This window comes from Actinosynnema sp. NPDC053489 (assembly GCF_044544865.1).
GTDB lineage: Bacteria > Actinomycetota > Actinomycetes > Mycobacteriales > Pseudonocardiaceae > Actinosynnema.
In genome coordinates this window covers 40,718-54,900 of sequence record NZ_JBITXT010000020.1, presented here as the reverse complement: position 1 = coordinate 54,900, position 14,183 = coordinate 40,718, and the positions used below count along the sequence as shown (strand labels likewise).

Here is a 14,183-nt window from a genome sequence, read left to right as displayed (position 1 = left end):
AGAGGTGACCGCGATGTCCCTTGAGGAGCTGGCCGCACAGCTTCGCCGCGGTGAGATCGAGGATCGCGCGCTGGCGGAGTACTCCGCGGAGTACGCCACCGCCGAAAAGCGTTTTTGCAGCAAGAAAGACGACTGAGCCATGAGCGTCTCCGGGTGGGGGAACGAGACCGTTCCCCCACCCGAGGCCGCGAGACCGGTGAAACCCACCCCGCTGCTGCTCCAAGGCCAGGACTACCTCTTCCGGTCGCAACCCAAGTGCCTGGACTTCCAGGAGCAGGTGCACCGCCTCGGCATGGTCGACGAGGGCGACGGCAGCCCCGTGCCCTGCGTGCTGGTCCTCGCCCGCGCCGCCGACATGGAGATGAACGAGCTCTCCATCGCCCTGGCCGAGCGCGGCATCCGGATGGCCCGCATCGACGCCGACCGCTCCGCCGACCTCCCGCTGACGGTCTACACCGACCAGCCGCTGCTGGAGCTGGACCGCTGGCTGCTGCGCCCGCTGCTGGTGTGGCGCAGGCACTTCGAGCTGACCGCCCTGCCGCACGAGCCGGGCACGCTGGCCGGCGCGTACGCCGTGGACCAGTGGGGCGCGGTCGCCGAGTGGCTGTCCAGCCGCGGTGACTGGGCGCACGTCAACCCCAGCCGCAACACCGCCCACCTCAACCGGCTCACCCAGCTCGCCGACGCCGCCGCGTTCGGCCTGCGGGTGCCGCGCACCACCGTCACCACCCGGCCCGGCCGCACCCGCCCGGGCGGTGGCCGGTGCATCGTGAAGACCTCCGGCCGGCACCTGCTGGAGCCGCGCCCCGGCATGCAGCACGGCCTGTTCCCGCGCCCGCTGGAGACCAGCCGCTCCGGTGACGTGCCCGAGCCCGCGCCGGTGATCGTGCAGGAGTACGTGCCCTCCGACACCGAGCTGCGCGTGTTCGTCGTGGGCGAGCGGTGCCTGGCGTTCCAGGTCGACAAGCTCGACCCGGCGCAGCTGTGGGTCGACCCGGAGGCGGTCCGCGTCACGCCCGTGGACGTGCCGGCCGGCCTGGGCGACCGGCTGCTCGCGCTGGCCAGGCACTGGCGGTTGCAGGTGGCCGCGTTCGACCTGCTGGTCACGGGTCGCGACCACGTGTTCCTGGAGGTCAACGTCAACTGCGACTGGCGGTGGTTCGAGCACCGGGCGCAGGACTCGCGGGTGTCCGACGCCGTGCACGAGTGGGTCGCGGCGCGCTTCAAGGAGCTGCTGGGTGCGGGTAAAGGTCGCTGAGCACGCGACGCTGTTCTACTCCGACGGCGCCGTGGTGTGGGACGACTACCTCCACCACCGCCAGTTCGCCATCAGCGAGACCGCCGAGCTGCTGTGCCGCAAGTTCACCGCGTTCACCGACGTCGACGAGCTGCTCGCGCCGCTGGCCGAGGCCGACCGGGCCGCGCTGCGCCAGGTGCTCGACGAGCTGGTCGAGGCGGGCGTGCTGATCGTCGAGGGCTCGCCTGCGCACGAGGAGGAGCGCCGGCTGCTCGCCGGGTGGCGCGACTGGGGCGCGTCGGCCCGGCACTTCCACTTCGCCAGCCGCACCCTCGCCGACGCCCCGTACCAGGGCTCCGAGGAGCACGACGCGCTGCTGGACGCCAAGCTGGCCGCCGCGCCGCCGCCGAAGCCGTTCCGCAGCCTGGGGCGCACCGCCGTGCTGCTGCCGCGCCTGGACGGCACGGGGAAGTGGGCCTCCGAGGGCCTGCTGGACGTGCTGCTGGCCCGCCGCACGACCCGCGGCTTCGGGCCGGGCCCGCTGCCGCTGACGCGCGTGGCGGAGCTGCTGGCGGTGCTGGGCGGCCCGTCGCCGGCGCGGTCGCGGATCGGGCGGTCCGGCACGGTGTTCAAGACCAGCCCGTCGGGCGGTGGTCGGCACCCGGTCGAGCTGTACGCGCACGTGCGGTCGGTCGAGGCGCTGGAGCCCGGTTGGTACCACTACGACGGGCTCGCGCACGCGCTGGAGCCCATCGGGGTGACGTGGGGGCCGGACGAGATGACCGCGGCGGCCGGGGACCAGGAGTGGGTCGGGCAGGCCCCGTTGGTCCTCGCGTACACCGGCGTCCTCGAACGGACCAGATGGCGTTACGACACGTCACGCGCTTACCGTGTTGTGCAAATGGACGTAGGGCATCTGTCCCAAACGGCTTATCTGGTTGCTACGGCAATGGGTTTTGGTATCGGCTTCACCGCAGCATTGCGGGATGAGCTGGTCGAACACGCTCTCGGCTGTGATGCTTATCACGAAGTCGTACTCGGTCTGAGCGCCTTGGGTCCATTACCCGAATGAGCGCAATAGCGGATGTCATTGAGCCGTGCGGGGGACTTCTTCAGAACCTGCCCCACGAACGCTCGGTAACCGCTTAGGCTCCCCGCTGCCCCCGTAGCCCAACCGGTAGAGGCAGGCTCCTTAAAAGAGTCACAGTACGGGTTCGAATCCCGTCGGGGGCACGTTCGGCGCCGGATTGAGTCACCCGTCGGTCGGGTGAACGCAGAGCGGTGCGTCGTGCCTGGTCGTCGTGTTGTCACCCGAACGGACCCGCGATGCGATTCGCCCGGTTCCCGGCGAATCGCATCGCGGAGCCCGTTCCGGTGACCCCTCGGTTCAGCGGGTGCGCGCCCATTCCGAGACGACCTCGTCCAGCACCGCCAGCGGCAGCGGACCGCCGCCCAGCAGCACGTCGTGGAACTCGCGGATGTCGAACCGGTCGCCCAGCGCCTCCTCGGCCGCCGCGCGGATCCGCAGGATCTCCAGCCGGCCCACCATGTAGGCCAGGGCCTGCCCCGGCGCGGCGATGTACCGGTCGACCTCGTTCTCGATCTCGACCAGCGCCAGCGGCGTGTTCTCCCAGAGGTACTCGACGGCCTGCTCGCGGCTCCACCCGTGCGCGTGCAGCCCGGTGTCCACCACCAGTCGGCCGGCGCGCATCGAGTCCATCGCCAGCATGCCGAGCCGGGCCACGTCGTCGGAGTACAGGCCCATCTCGTCGGCCAGCCGCTCGGTGTACAGGCCCCAGCCCTCCAGGTACGCGGTCACGTGGGCGACCCGGCGCAGCACCGGCAGGTCGGTGAGCTGCTGCGCCAGCGTGATCTGGAAGTGGTGCCCGGGCACGGCCTCGTGGAACGCGATGGCCTCCGCCTGGTAGCGGAACCGCTCCTCGACCCGGTGGGTGTTGGCGTAGTACGTGCCGGGCCGCAGCCCGTCCGCCGAGGGCGGCGAGTAGTAGGCGATGGGCGCGCCGGGCGCGTCGGCGGCGGGCACCGGCTCGACCCGACAGCGCTGCTCGGGCACCCGGCCGAACCACCGCGGCGCGGCCCGCTCGGCCCGGGCCACGGCCTCGCGGGCGGCGGTGATCAGCTCGTCCTCGGTGCCCCAGCGCAGGTCGGCGTCGGTGCGCATGCGCCGCAGCACCTCGGCCACGTCGGACGTGCCGAACACCCGCCCGCCCAGCTCGGCGTACTCGGCGGCCAGGCCCGCGATCACGTCGAGCCCGGTCCGGTGCAGCTCCTCGGGCGTGCGGTTCGTCGTGGTCTGGGCCCGCGCGAGCGCCGCGTACATCGCCTCGCCGCCGGGCAGCCACCCCAGGCCCGCCCGGTCGGACGGGCGGCCCTCCAGGCCCGCGACCACGTCCCGGTAGGCGGCGAACGCCGGCCGGACCACCTCGGCGAGCAGGCGCTCCCGCTCGGCCGCGAACGCCTCGCCGCCGGCCGGGCGGGCCAGCGGGTCCTCGTCGGCCGCCAGGTAGCGGTCCAGGTGCGCCACGGCGGCGTCCACGAGGTGCCGGACGGGCAGCCGGCCCGCCGTCGCGCCCGCGAGGTGCCGTTCGGCGACCCGGCGCAGGAAGTCGGGGATGCCGGCGAGGCGGTCCAGGTAGGCCCGCTCGGACTCCGGCCCGGACAGCACGGTCGTCGGCATGATCGCCAGCAGCTCGCCCGCCGGCGCGAAGAACGAGTCGGTGACCGTGTACTCCACGCCCAGCGCGTCGATCTGGTCCACGATCGCCTCGGCCTGCTGCACGACCACCGCGCGCGTCACCGGGTCGTCGTCCGCCGGCAGGGCGCGCGCCCGTTCGGCGATGTCCACCGCGCGCGCCCGGGCGGCCTGCTCGGTCTCCTCCCGGTGGTCGGCGAGCAGGTGGTCGTAGCCCGGCACGCCGTAGACGGTCGCGCCCAACGGCGCCTGCGTGAACATCAGGTCGAGCAGTTCGCCGGCCAACTCCGCCGTCGTGCCCATCAGCGCACCCCTTGGTCCTCGTGGAAACCAAGATGGTACTTAGCCTAAGAAACGATTTACACCCGGTCCAAATAAGCGAGCACCGCGAGCACCCGCCGGTTGTCGTCCTCGGACAACGGCAGGCCCAACTTGCCGAAGATGTTCGCGATGTGTTTGCCGACGGCTTTCTCCGTGACGAACAGCCGCCCGGCGATCGCGCCGTTGGAACGGCCCTCCGCCATCAGCGAGAGCACTTCCCGCTCGCGCGGCGTCAACGTCGCCAGCGGCCGGTCCCGCGCGCCGCGGGCGAGCAGCTGGTCGACCACCTCGGGGTCCATCGCGGTGCCGCCGGCGGCGACCCGGCGAATGGCGTCCACGAACTGCCGGACGTCCGACACCCGGTCCTTGAGCAGGTAGCCCACCGCGCCGCCGCGGTCCGACAGCAGCTCCCGCGCGTAGAGCTGCTCGACGTACTGGGAGAGCACCAGCACCGGCAGGCCGGGCACGCGCTTGCGGGCCTCGATCGCGGCCCGCAGGCCCTCGTCGGTGAACGTCGGCGGCAGGCGCACGTCGACCACCGCCACGTCCGGGCGGTGGTCGACCAGGGCCCGCAGCAGGGCGGGACCGGAGTCGACCGCCTCCACCACGTCGAAGTCGTAGGCGCGCAGGAGCCGGATCAGGCCGTCCCGGAGGAGGACGAGGTCTTCACCGAGGACAACTCGCACGGCAGCTCCATGGTCACGATGGTCGGCCCGCCCACCGGGCTCGCGATGCCGAGTCTGCCGTCGAACGCGCCGAGCCTGCGCTCGATCCCGCGCAGCCCGCCGCCCTCGGCGGCCTCCGCGCCGCCGCGCCCGTTGTCACCGATCATGAGCGACAGCCGGCCGCCCTCGTGCCGCACCCGCACCCACGCGTCGGTCGCGCCGCTGTGCTTGGCCACGTTCGTCAGCGTCTCGGCCACCGCGAAGTAGGCCGCCGACTCGACCGGCGCCTCCGGCCGCCCGGGCAGCTCCACGTCCACCTCCACCGGCAACGGGTGCGCCAGCGCCAGCGCCCGCAACGCGCCCTCCAGGCCGCGGTCGGCCAGCACCGGCGGGTGGATGCCCCGGACCAGGCCGCGCAGCTCCGCCAGCGCCTCGGTGGACGTCCGGCGCGCCTCGGCCAGCAGCTCCCGCGCCGCGTCCGGGTCGCGGGCCAGCAGCTCCTCGGCCAGGCCCAGGCCCAGGCCGAGCGCCACCAGCCTGGCCTGCGCGCCGTCGTGCAGGTCCCGCTCGATCCGGCGCAGCTCGGCGGCCTGCGCGTCCACGGTGTCGGCCCGCGAGTCGGCCAGCACCCGCACCCGGTCGGTCAGCGCGGTCGTGGCGCTGGGCGCGAGCAGCCACCGGACCACCCGGGCGTGCAGCCGGGTCGCGCGGGGCGTGACCCACCAGGCCAGGGCCAGCACGGCGAGGCCCAGCAGCGGCGCGAGCACGACGTTGCCGGGCGTGTCGTGGCCGATCACGACGTACCGGACGTCGCCGTGGTCCAGCCAGACCAGGGGCGCGGCGAACCCGAACAGGCCGCCGAGCCACAGCGCGACCGGCAGCACGCCGCACACCACGCCGGTGACCGCGTTCACCGGCAGGAATGCCAGGTCGCGCCACGTCGCCGGGTCGGTGGCGATGGTGCGGACCCTGGTCATCGGGCCGCGGTTGGCGGGCAGCCGGTGGGGCGCGGGGATCTCCACCCGCAGCACCCCGGCCGCCCACCGCCGGAAGAACCCGGTGTAGCGGCGGGCCAGCGCGGTGAACAGCAGCAGCAACGGCACGCCGACCGTCACCAGGATCAGCGGGTAGGCGTAGAGCTGGAGCGGGATCAGCGCCAGCCCGGCCACCGACAGCGGTGCCCGGGCGAGGCCCAGGGCGGCCCGCGTCAGCCGGTCGCGGGCGTCGCGCACCAGGTCGTGGTCGGTCATGGCGGGAATTGTTCCGGCAGACCACACCGGGCGCGGTGGGCCCAACCCCCCAATATCGGGTTCAGAGGGTGATCACCGTGCCGTCCGGGACGACCTCCACGCCCGCCGCGACGACCTCCGCGCGTTCCGGCGAGGAGGGGTCGAGCACCGGGTTGGTGTTGTTGAGGTGGGTGTAGATCCGCCTGGTCGCCGCGTGCCCGCGCAGCTCCGGCAGGCTGTGCGCGATCGGCAGGTGGCCCATCGCGGCCTGCCCGCCCGACCGGCCGGTGACCGGGCCCAGCTCCGCCGGCGCGTGGAACGTGCCGTCCAGCAGCGCCACGTCCGCCTCGGCGACCAGCGCGCCCAGCCCGGGCGGCCACGCCGCCAGGCACGGCGCGTAGAGCAGCACGCCCCCGGTGGCCGGGTCGCGGAACCGGTAGGCCACCACCCACGGGTCCGCCGCGGGCGAGTCGGCGGCGTACCGGGGCCGCTTGCCGCTGACGCCGAACGCGGTGACCTCCAGCCCGCCCGCGAGCGCGAACGGCCGCTCCGGCGCCACCTCGCACCACGCCCAGTCGGCGTAGGTCGCCAGCACCTCCCGCGTGGGCGCGAGGGCGCGCAGCGCGGTCCCGGTCGCGTGGACGGCCAGGCCGGGCGCGCCCCGCAGCACCGCCAGGCCCAGCACGTGGTCCAGCTCGGCGTCGGTCAGCAGCACCCCCGCCACCGGCGTGTCCCTCGGCCCGGGACCGGGCGCCAGCGCGGGCGTGGCGGCGAGCTGCGCGCCCAGGTCCGGCGAGGCGTTGACCAGCCACCACCGCGTGCCGTCGCCGGTGACGGCCAGCGAGTCCTGCGTGCGCGCCGGCGCCCGCCCCGCCCGCACCGAGGCGCACGGCCCGCACGCGCAGTTCCACTGCGGCACACCGCCGCCGGCGGCCGTGCCGAGCACGACGACCTTCACCGCACGACCGCCCGGTGCGCCACCTCGCCCGGCGCGCCCGCCAGGATCGCGTCGACCAGCCCGCGGTGCGGCGACAGCGCGCACACCGGGTCGGTCGCCGCCGCGTCGCCCGTGAGCTGGAACGCCTGGCAGCGGCAGCCGCCGAGGTCCACCTCCCGGCGGGCGCACGACCGGCACGGCTCGCGCATCCAGTCGAAGCCCCGGTAGGCGGTGAACGCGGGGGAGTCGTGCCAGATGTCGGCCAGCGGCCGGTCCCGCACGTTCTCCACGCCCAGCCCGTCGATCACGCCCGCCGCCGGGCACGGCAGCACGTCGCCGCCGGGCGTGACCGTGAGCTGACGCGCGCCCCACCCGTGCATGCACGGCTTGGGGTGGGCCTCGTGGTGGTCGGCGACCACGTGGACGATCTCCATGCCGGTGCCCGCCCGGGCGGCGGCCACCACCTCGTCGGCCCGCGCGAGCTGCTCCCGCGTCGGCAGCAGCGCCGCCCGGTTGCGCAGCGCCCAGCCGTAGTACTGGGTGTTGGCCAGCTCCAGCCGGTCCGCGCCCATCCGCTCGGCGAGCCCGACGATCGCCTCGACCCGGTCGAGGTTCAGCCGGTGCAGCACCACGTTGACGGTCAGCGGCAGCCCGGCGGCCCGGACCGCGCCGGCGGCGCGGACCTTGGCGGCGGACGCCCGCACCCCGGCGATCCGGTCCGCGCCCGCCTCGTCGGCGTCCTGCACGGACAGCTGCACGTGGTCCACCCCGGGCAGCCGGGCCAGCCGCTCGGCGGTCAGCCCGACCCCGCTGGTCACCAGGTTCACGTAGCAGCCCAGGCCGGCCGCGTGGGCGACCAGCTCCGGCAGGTCCCGGCGGGCCAGCGGCTCACCGCCCGACAGGTGCACCTGCAGCACGCCCAACGCGCGCGCCTGGTCGAACACCGAGCACCACGTCGCCGTGTCCAGCTCGTCGCCGCGGCCGACGAGGTCGACGGGGTTGGCGCAGTACCCGCAGCGCAGCGGGCACCGGTGGGTCAGCTCGGCGAGCAGCCCGAACGGCGCGTCAGCCACCGACGTCCACCACCCGCCGCGCCGCGAGCCGGTCGACGAGCCGGACCACGTCCCCGACCCGCACGCCGTCGAACCGCTCGGCCAGCAGGCGGGCGATGCCCCCGACGGACGTGCGGCCGTCGCACAGCCCGACCACGGCCGCCGCCGTCTCGTTGAGCACCAGCACGCCCTCGGGGAACAGCACCACGTGGCCGGCCCGCGTCCCGTCGTAGGCCGTCCTCACGCCCCGCCGCAGCCGGGGCACCGCGTCGAGCCCGCTCACGAGTGGTAGTCCACGGCGTCGAGCACCGCCCGCAGCACGTCGCATTTGAACGCGAGCGCGGCGACCGCGGCCTCCTGCTGCTCGCGCGTGCGGCAGTGGCGCACCACCAGGTCCAGCGTGGACCGGCCCTCGTCGGCGATCACCCGGAGCCGCGAGGTGAAGTAGGCGAAGCCCCCCTCGGCGATCCACGGGTAGTGCTCGCGCATGTCCACCAGCCGCCGCGCCATCAGGTCGCGGGAGAACATCTCGGTCAGCCCGGACGCGATCGCCTCCACCCACGGGCGGGTGCGGGCGAAGGTGACGTAGGCGTCCACGGCGAACCGGGTGCCGGGCAGCACGTGCCGCTCGTCCAGCACCTCCTCGCGGGTCAGCCCGACGGCCTCGGCCAGCCGCAGCCAGTCCTCCGCGCCGCCCTCGCCGGGCCCGCCGCCGTCGTGCCAGACGATCCGCTCGCGCCACACCCGGCGGACCTCGACGTCCGGGCAGTTGGCGAGGATCGCCGCGTCCTTGCGCGGTATCGCCCGCTGGTAGTACCAGCGGTTGGCGGCCCAGAGCCGCAGCTCGTCCGGGCGGAGCCGGCCCTCGTGCAGCCGGAGGTGGAACGGGTGGCGGTCCCAGTAGCGGGGCGCGAGGCCGCGCAGGCGCGCGGTGAACTCGGCGGCACCCTGGAGCGCGGGCGGTGCGGGGACGGGCGTCGCGGGCGGTTCGGGGCGGGACAGCACGGGCACGGCGGCGGGCACCTCTCGACGAACGCGGGCGCGCCGCGCCCCCGGTGACCCCGGGACGGCGCGGCGGCGTCGGGGGATCAGCCGCGAGCGGCGTAGGCGGTGACTTCCATCGGGGTGTCGACGTCCCGGAAGTCGGGCTCCACCCAGGGGCGCTTCTCCGGCCCGGTGCTCGCGGACCCGGTGCTCACGGACCCGGTGCTCACGGACCCGGTGCCCGTGTACCCGGGGCTCGTGGACTCCGTGTTCATGCGCTACTCCTCGGACGCTAGTTGCGGGCGGCGGGCATGCGCCTCAACTGTTCCAGCACCGCCGGATCCTGCAACTGCATCCACTGGATCACCTCCGTATAGGTGGCGCACACCGTTTCGGGCTTGACACACACCTCGCCGAGGAACCCCTCCACCGCGTTGCCGAACGCCCCGCCGGCCCACTCGTTGAAGTGGTTGCCGATCACCACCGGCGCGCGGTTGCCGTTGAGCGCGGCCTGGTACACCGAGCGGTAGGTGTCCAGCACGATCCGGGTGTAGTCGCCGGCCCGGTCCGGCTCGTCCTTCGCGCCGTTGAGCGCGTACCAGAGGTTGAAGTCCATCATCACGACCTGCTTGCCCAGCGCCGGCACGCGCACCTCCGGCATCGGGAACTCCCACACGCCCTCGTGCGCGTACGGCCACACGACGCCCAGGCTCACCTGGCTGGTGTCGTAGACCAGGCCGTGGCCGCGCATCGCCGGGAACGCCTGGCCCCAGTCGCCCTCCAGGCACGGCGTGCGACCGCCCCGCACCGCCGCCGGGTCGAGCGCGAACCCCTGGCCCCGGGCCCGCTCCAGGATCGCGAAGAACTGGTCCAGCTCGCGGTTCCACTGCTCGGTGCTCCACGTGCCCACGTTCGGCTCGTCGCCCACGCAGAAGTGGCCGTTGTAGTGGGTGCCGATCTCGTGGCCCGCGGCGAGGGCGGCGTTGAGGTACTCGATGCGCAGCGCCACGTCCGCGCGGCTGCCGCCGAACCCGATGGACGAGTACCCGGCGGCGTGACCGGGCCCGGCGTAGCGGGCGGCGTCCTGGTCGGCCACCAGGTACACCCCCGACAGCAGGCCGGTGACGTGCGCGTCGGACCGCCGCGCCAGCGGCATGATCCGGTCCCAGTGCGGCTTGGACGCCGCTCCGTCGAAGGAGAACAGCACGAACTGCGGCGGCTTCTCGCCCGGCGTCATCCGCCGCATCCACGACGGCGGCGAGGCGGGGGCGGGCACGGTCGGCGCGGCGGCGGCGCTGGTGCCGCCGGTGGTGCGCGGCGCCATGGGCAGCGGCGCGGCCAGGTCGCCCACGTCGTGACCGGGCCCGGGATCGCGCGCCCCCAGCACCGCCAGCACCACCAGGGTCAGCGCCAGCGCGACACCCGTGCTCAGCCGGCCCCATCGCTGCTTCACGACCTCAAGACGACGGGGCGCGGCCGGAGGTTGCCTCCGCGTGACGAGACGGTGGCCTCACGTCACCGGCCTCACGTGACCGGGGTCGCGGTCACCACCTGGTTCTCCTCGTACCCGGTCGCACCGCCGACCCACCGCCCGCCGCAGGTCACCAGCACCAGCCGGCGCTCGCCGCGCGGCCCGAACAGCTCGACCGCCCGGGACGGCAGGTCGTCCTTGCGGACCGTCTCGACCCTGGCCACCCGGAACCGGAACGTGCGGCCCGCGGTGTCGACCACGGTCACGTCCTGCCCCGCCCGGGCCCGCCACAGCTCGTCGAACGGCCCGGTCAGGCCCTTCCAGTTCACGTGGCCCGCCAGCACGGTCGCGCCCTCGGCCGCGCCGAGGTCCACGCCCCACCAGGTGGCCTCGCCCAGCGCCTCCGGGATCGGCAGCACGCCCGCCGCGGTGACCTCCGAGCGGACCAGCGTCGCCGACCCGCCGGCGGGCAGCCGCACGGTCCCGGGCCGCTGCCCGGGCGGCGCGTCGGGAGGGGGAGCGGGCGGGGAAGCGGGCGTGGTGCCCGCGGCCGGCGGCGCCGACCCGGGCCGGTTCGCCCCGACCGGCATCCCGGCCAGGTCGACGCCCCGCCCGGACCGCGCGCTGTCGCCCAGCGGGTGGGGCACCACGGCGTCACCGGGGACCGGCCGGCCCGCCAGCGCCACGTCGGGGGTCTGGGTGGACACGAGCGCGGCGGAGGCGACCAGGGCCGCCACCGCCGCGCCGGTCAGCAGTGCCTTCACGACCGCGCGGTCACCCGCCGCCGCACGACCGCGCCGAGCAGGGCCGCGCCGAGCAGGACCACGCCGCCGAACCCGATCAGCGCGCCGGTCGACACCTCGCTGGTGTAGGCGGCCTTCGCCACCACGCCCGCGCCCTCGGAGCCGGCCGGGATGGTGATCGGCACGATCGGTTTGTCCGGCTTGTTGGTCAGCGCCAGGGCCAGCGTCTGCCCGGCCTCGACCGTCCCGCACACCTTGGGCGGCGCGTTCGGGTCGAAGAACTCCTCGTAGCCCTTGGCGGGCGCCACCTCGACCAGGCACACCTCCTGCGGGGTGCGCAGGTCCGGCACCTCGGCGGTGCCGTCGGCGGAGGTCTGCAGCACCAGCGGCGCGCCCTCGGGGCCGGTCAGGTTGCCGTCGTCCTGGCGCTTGGCCGGGGACGTGCCGTCGGCCGCGGTGACCTTCAGCGCCACGCCCGCGATCGCCTTGCCGGTCTCGGCGTCGGTCTTGGCGACCTTCACCACGCCCGGCGGGGTCTTCGCCGTGGTCGAGGCGTTCGCGGTCAGCTTCTTCTCGCCGCCCGTGGTGACGATCCGCTGCATGTCGGTGTTGGCCGGGACGTGCACCTTGGGCCGGTCGGCCGGGCTGTCCAGCTTCACCGTCACCGACGGGTTCGGGCCGGTCGGCACGACCTGCACCGCCAGCGCCTTGCCGTCGGTGGGCGTGGCCAGCTCCCCGCCGGCGCCACCGCCGCCCTCCAGCGTCGCGTCGGTCAGCTCGACGCTCACCGGCGCGCCGGCGACCTGGCCGCCGTCGGTCTTGGTGACGTCCACCACCCACGTGTCGGGCGTGCCGATGACCTGCTCCTTCTCCGGAGCGCTCACCTTGACCGACCAGGGGCCGCGGTTGGCCGCCGCCTCGGCCTCCAGCCGACCCACCGCCTGCTGCGCCTGGCCGAACCGGCCGAGCTGCCGGAAGTGGAAGTCGGCGTTGTAGGCGATGTGGCGGAAGTCGCTGTTCGGGTCGAGGGAGATGCCCTTGGCGGGGTCCTCGTACGCCGTCCACGTGTGCAGCAGGTGCGCCAGCGCCGCCGCCTCGTCGTTCGACTGGGTGTTCGCGTACCTCAACAGGAGGTACGAGATGCTGCCCGCCACGTCGTCGGGCAGCCGCGAGCCGCCCTTGGACAGCAGCTCGTCACCGTCGCGGTACTCCACGTTGCTGTCGGGCGCGAGCAGCGAGTACTGCACGCACCACACCTGCTGACCGCGCCACTTGTACGCGCCGAGCCAGTCGCCGCCCGCCGGTTTCCCCCGGTACCCCTGCGGGTCGGTCTCGTGCCCCGGTCCCCGCTCGACCGCGGCCGGCTGCGCCCCCGCGGCGGGCGCGGCGAGCAGGGCCAGACCGGCGGCGAGCACCGCGCCGGCGAGTCGTCTCCACACCATGATGTCCTGAACCCCTCGGGCGAGCCGGTGGGCGTCGCCGGTAGGTGAGAGCTGCCGGCACTGAGCCTTACGGGTCGGAGATCACGTCGACAAGCCACCAGGGGGGTGGAACCGGCGGCTACGCTCCGCACGCGGGGTGTGGATCCGCGATCGACAGTCCGAGTAAAGTTGCTTTTACCCGACGGGAACCGATCGACTCGTGTGGTCGTTGAACCCCGTGACGGCGTCAGCACGCCACAGGAGGACGAGGTGCGTACCACCAGCAACCCCGCGTTCCGCAACCTGCCGACCGGCGGTAGCGGTAACTACGCAGGTTTCGGCCAGCCGTACCAGGCGCAGCAGTACGGCGGCTACCAGCAGGCGCCGCCGACCACCGGCGAGCGCCCGATCACGATCGACGACGTGGTGACCAAGACGGCCACGACGCTCGGCGTCGCCCTGGTCACCGGCTTCATCTCCGCGTGGCTGGTGCTCTCCGGCCAGGTCCAGCCGTTCGCGCTGGCCCTGCCGGGCATGATCCTGGGCCTGGTCCTGGCCCTGGTCGTCATCTTCAAGCGCACGCCCAGCGGCCCCCTGGTGCTCGCCTACTCCGCCGCCGAGGGCGTCTTCCTCGGCGCGCTGACCGGCGTGTTCGAGGCGATCTTCCCGGGCATCGCCTGGCAGGCGATCCTGGGCACGTTCGGCGTGTTCGCCGCGATGCTCGTGGTCTACAAGACGGGTGCGATCCGCGTCACCCCGCGCCTGACCAAGTGGATCATCGGCGCGACCGTGGGCGCGGCCGTGCTCATGCTCGCCAACCTGGTGATGGGCCTGTTCGGCGTCAACATGGGGCTGCGCGACGGCGGCACGCTGGCGATCGTGTTCAGCCTGGTCGTCATCGGCATCGCCGCGTTCAGCTTCCTGCTGGACTTCGAGGCGGCCAACGAGATGATCCGGGCCGCGATGCCCGCGAAGTACGCCTGGCTCGCCGCGTTCGGCCTGATGACGACGCTCGTCTGGCTGTACCTGGAGATCCTGCGCCTGCTGTCCTACTTCCAGAACGACTAGCGCCACCGGCTCACCGCGAGGGCGTCCCGACCCCGGTCGGGGCGCCCTCGCGCGTTCCCGGGGTCAGTCGCGCCAGCGCAGGTCGTCGTGCCGGTCGTCCAGGGCGGAGCCGACCTCGACCAGGCACCGCGGGCACAGCGCCCCGCTCGGCGACCGCACCACCAGGGTCGGCGGCACCGAGTGGGCGCAGGCGGCCTCGAAGAACGCCTCCGAGCGCTGCTCCGCGGCGAAGGCGTGGCACAGCTCGTCGTAGCCGCTGTGCCACCACGCGTACGGCATCGTCACCCCGACCTCCCCCGGCAAGGGTAGGGCCGGGGTGACGACGCGCGCGACGCGGCTCGG

At 74.2% G+C, this 14,183-nt stretch carries 16 protein-coding genes and 1 tRNA gene; 5 read left to right on the top strand and 12 right to left on the bottom strand.

The features are described 5' to 3' along the window. Window positions 1-13 precede the first annotated feature (13 nt). The 4 genes from ACIGNX_RS32240 (at window position 14) to ACIGNX_RS32225 (ending at window position 2,470) form a co-directional block, all read left to right on the top strand. Complete coding sequence (locus tag ACIGNX_RS32240; protein WP_267935188.1) at window positions 14-136, top strand: hypothetical protein; 123 nt, start codon at window positions 14-16, stop codon at window positions 134-136. A 60-nt stretch (window positions 137-196) separates the two neighbouring features. Next, on the top strand, window positions 197-1,258 hold the full coding sequence (locus tag ACIGNX_RS32235; protein ID WP_396544888.1) for a RimK family alpha-L-glutamate ligase: 1,062 nt from the start codon (window positions 197-199) through the stop codon (window positions 1,256-1,258). Next, on the top strand, window positions 1,239-2,309 hold the full coding sequence (locus tag ACIGNX_RS32230) for a SagB family peptide dehydrogenase (protein WP_396544886.1): 1,071 nt from the start codon (window positions 1,239-1,241) through the stop codon (window positions 2,307-2,309). The genes ACIGNX_RS32235 and ACIGNX_RS32230 overlap by 20 nt, the downstream gene beginning before the upstream one ends. An 87-nt stretch (window positions 2,310-2,396) precedes the next feature. Further along, window positions 2,397-2,470, top strand: a tRNA-Leu gene (locus ACIGNX_RS32225). A gap of 154 nt (window positions 2,471-2,624) precedes the next feature. Here ACIGNX_RS32225 and ACIGNX_RS32220 read toward each other — a convergent pair. From ACIGNX_RS32220 to ACIGNX_RS32170, 11 genes are all read right to left on the bottom strand, one after another. Next, window positions 2,625-4,253: a DUF885 domain-containing protein gene (locus ACIGNX_RS32220; RefSeq protein ID WP_396544884.1), complete on the bottom strand. Its 1,629-nt coding sequence runs from the start codon at window positions 4,251-4,253 to the stop codon at window positions 2,625-2,627. Between the two features lie 56 nt (window positions 4,254-4,309). Then, window positions 4,310-4,957 (bottom strand): LuxR C-terminal-related transcriptional regulator, encoded by a 648-nt coding sequence (locus ACIGNX_RS32215; RefSeq protein ID WP_396544882.1) that lies wholly within the window; start codon window positions 4,955-4,957, stop codon window positions 4,310-4,312. Continuing rightward, window positions 4,909-6,186: a sensor histidine kinase gene (locus ACIGNX_RS32210; RefSeq protein ID WP_396544880.1), complete on the bottom strand. Its 1,278-nt coding sequence runs from the start codon at window positions 6,184-6,186 to the stop codon at window positions 4,909-4,911. The genes ACIGNX_RS32215 and ACIGNX_RS32210 overlap by 49 nt, the downstream gene beginning before the upstream one ends. Before the next feature lie 61 nt (window positions 6,187-6,247). After that, on the bottom strand, window positions 6,248-7,123 hold the full coding sequence (gene pqqB / locus ACIGNX_RS32205; protein ID WP_396544879.1) for a pyrroloquinoline quinone biosynthesis protein PqqB: 876 nt from the start codon (window positions 7,121-7,123) through the stop codon (window positions 6,248-6,250). Next, window positions 7,120-8,175, bottom strand: coding sequence for a pyrroloquinoline quinone biosynthesis protein PqqE (gene pqqE, locus ACIGNX_RS32200; protein ID WP_396544877.1), 1,056 nt, complete (start codon window positions 8,173-8,175; stop codon window positions 7,120-7,122). Before pqqE ends, pqqB begins: the two co-directional genes overlap by 4 nt. Further along, window positions 8,168-8,437: a pyrroloquinoline quinone biosynthesis peptide chaperone PqqD gene (gene pqqD, locus ACIGNX_RS32195; protein WP_396544875.1), complete on the bottom strand. Its 270-nt coding sequence runs from the start codon at window positions 8,435-8,437 to the stop codon at window positions 8,168-8,170. Before pqqD ends, pqqE begins: the two co-directional genes overlap by 8 nt. Then, the gene (gene pqqC / locus ACIGNX_RS32190) at window positions 8,434-9,078 is read right to left on the bottom strand and encodes a pyrroloquinoline-quinone synthase PqqC (RefSeq protein ID WP_396544988.1); all 645 of its coding nucleotides are present in this window, start codon (window positions 9,076-9,078) and stop codon (window positions 8,434-8,436) included. The genes pqqD and pqqC overlap by 4 nt, the downstream gene beginning before the upstream one ends. Before the next feature lie 164 nt (window positions 9,079-9,242). Then, window positions 9,243-9,413 (bottom strand): pyrroloquinoline quinone precursor peptide PqqA, encoded by a 171-nt coding sequence (pqqA, locus tag ACIGNX_RS32185; RefSeq protein ID WP_396544873.1) that lies wholly within the window; start codon window positions 9,411-9,413, stop codon window positions 9,243-9,245. A 17-nt stretch (window positions 9,414-9,430) separates the two neighbouring features. Continuing rightward, entirely contained in the window at window positions 9,431-10,591 is a 1,161-nt protein-coding gene (locus ACIGNX_RS32180) for a polysaccharide deacetylase (RefSeq protein ID WP_396544871.1), read from the bottom strand. Window positions 10,592-10,662: 71 nt separating this feature from the next. Next, window positions 10,663-11,373 carry a class F sortase gene (locus ACIGNX_RS32175; protein WP_396544869.1) on the bottom strand — a complete coding sequence of 237 codons (711 nt, stop codon included), beginning with the start codon at window positions 11,371-11,373 and terminating at the stop codon, window positions 10,663-10,665. Beyond that, entirely contained in the window at window positions 11,370-12,794 is a 1,425-nt protein-coding gene (locus ACIGNX_RS32170; RefSeq protein ID WP_396544867.1) for a collagen binding domain-containing protein, read from the bottom strand. Before ACIGNX_RS32170 ends, ACIGNX_RS32175 begins: the two co-directional genes overlap by 4 nt. Window positions 12,795-13,043: 249 nt before the next feature. Here ACIGNX_RS32170 and ACIGNX_RS32165 point away from each other — a divergent pair, with 249 nt between their 5' ends. Continuing rightward, window positions 13,044-13,841 (top strand): Bax inhibitor-1/YccA family protein, encoded by a 798-nt coding sequence (locus ACIGNX_RS32165; RefSeq protein WP_396544865.1) that lies wholly within the window; start codon window positions 13,044-13,046, stop codon window positions 13,839-13,841. A gap of 63 nt (window positions 13,842-13,904) precedes the next feature. Here ACIGNX_RS32165 and ACIGNX_RS32160 read toward each other — a convergent pair whose 3' ends face one another. Further along, window positions 13,905-14,126, bottom strand: coding sequence for a hypothetical protein (locus ACIGNX_RS32160; RefSeq protein WP_396544863.1), 222 nt, complete (start codon window positions 14,124-14,126; stop codon window positions 13,905-13,907). Window positions 14,127-14,183 lie beyond the last annotated feature (57 nt).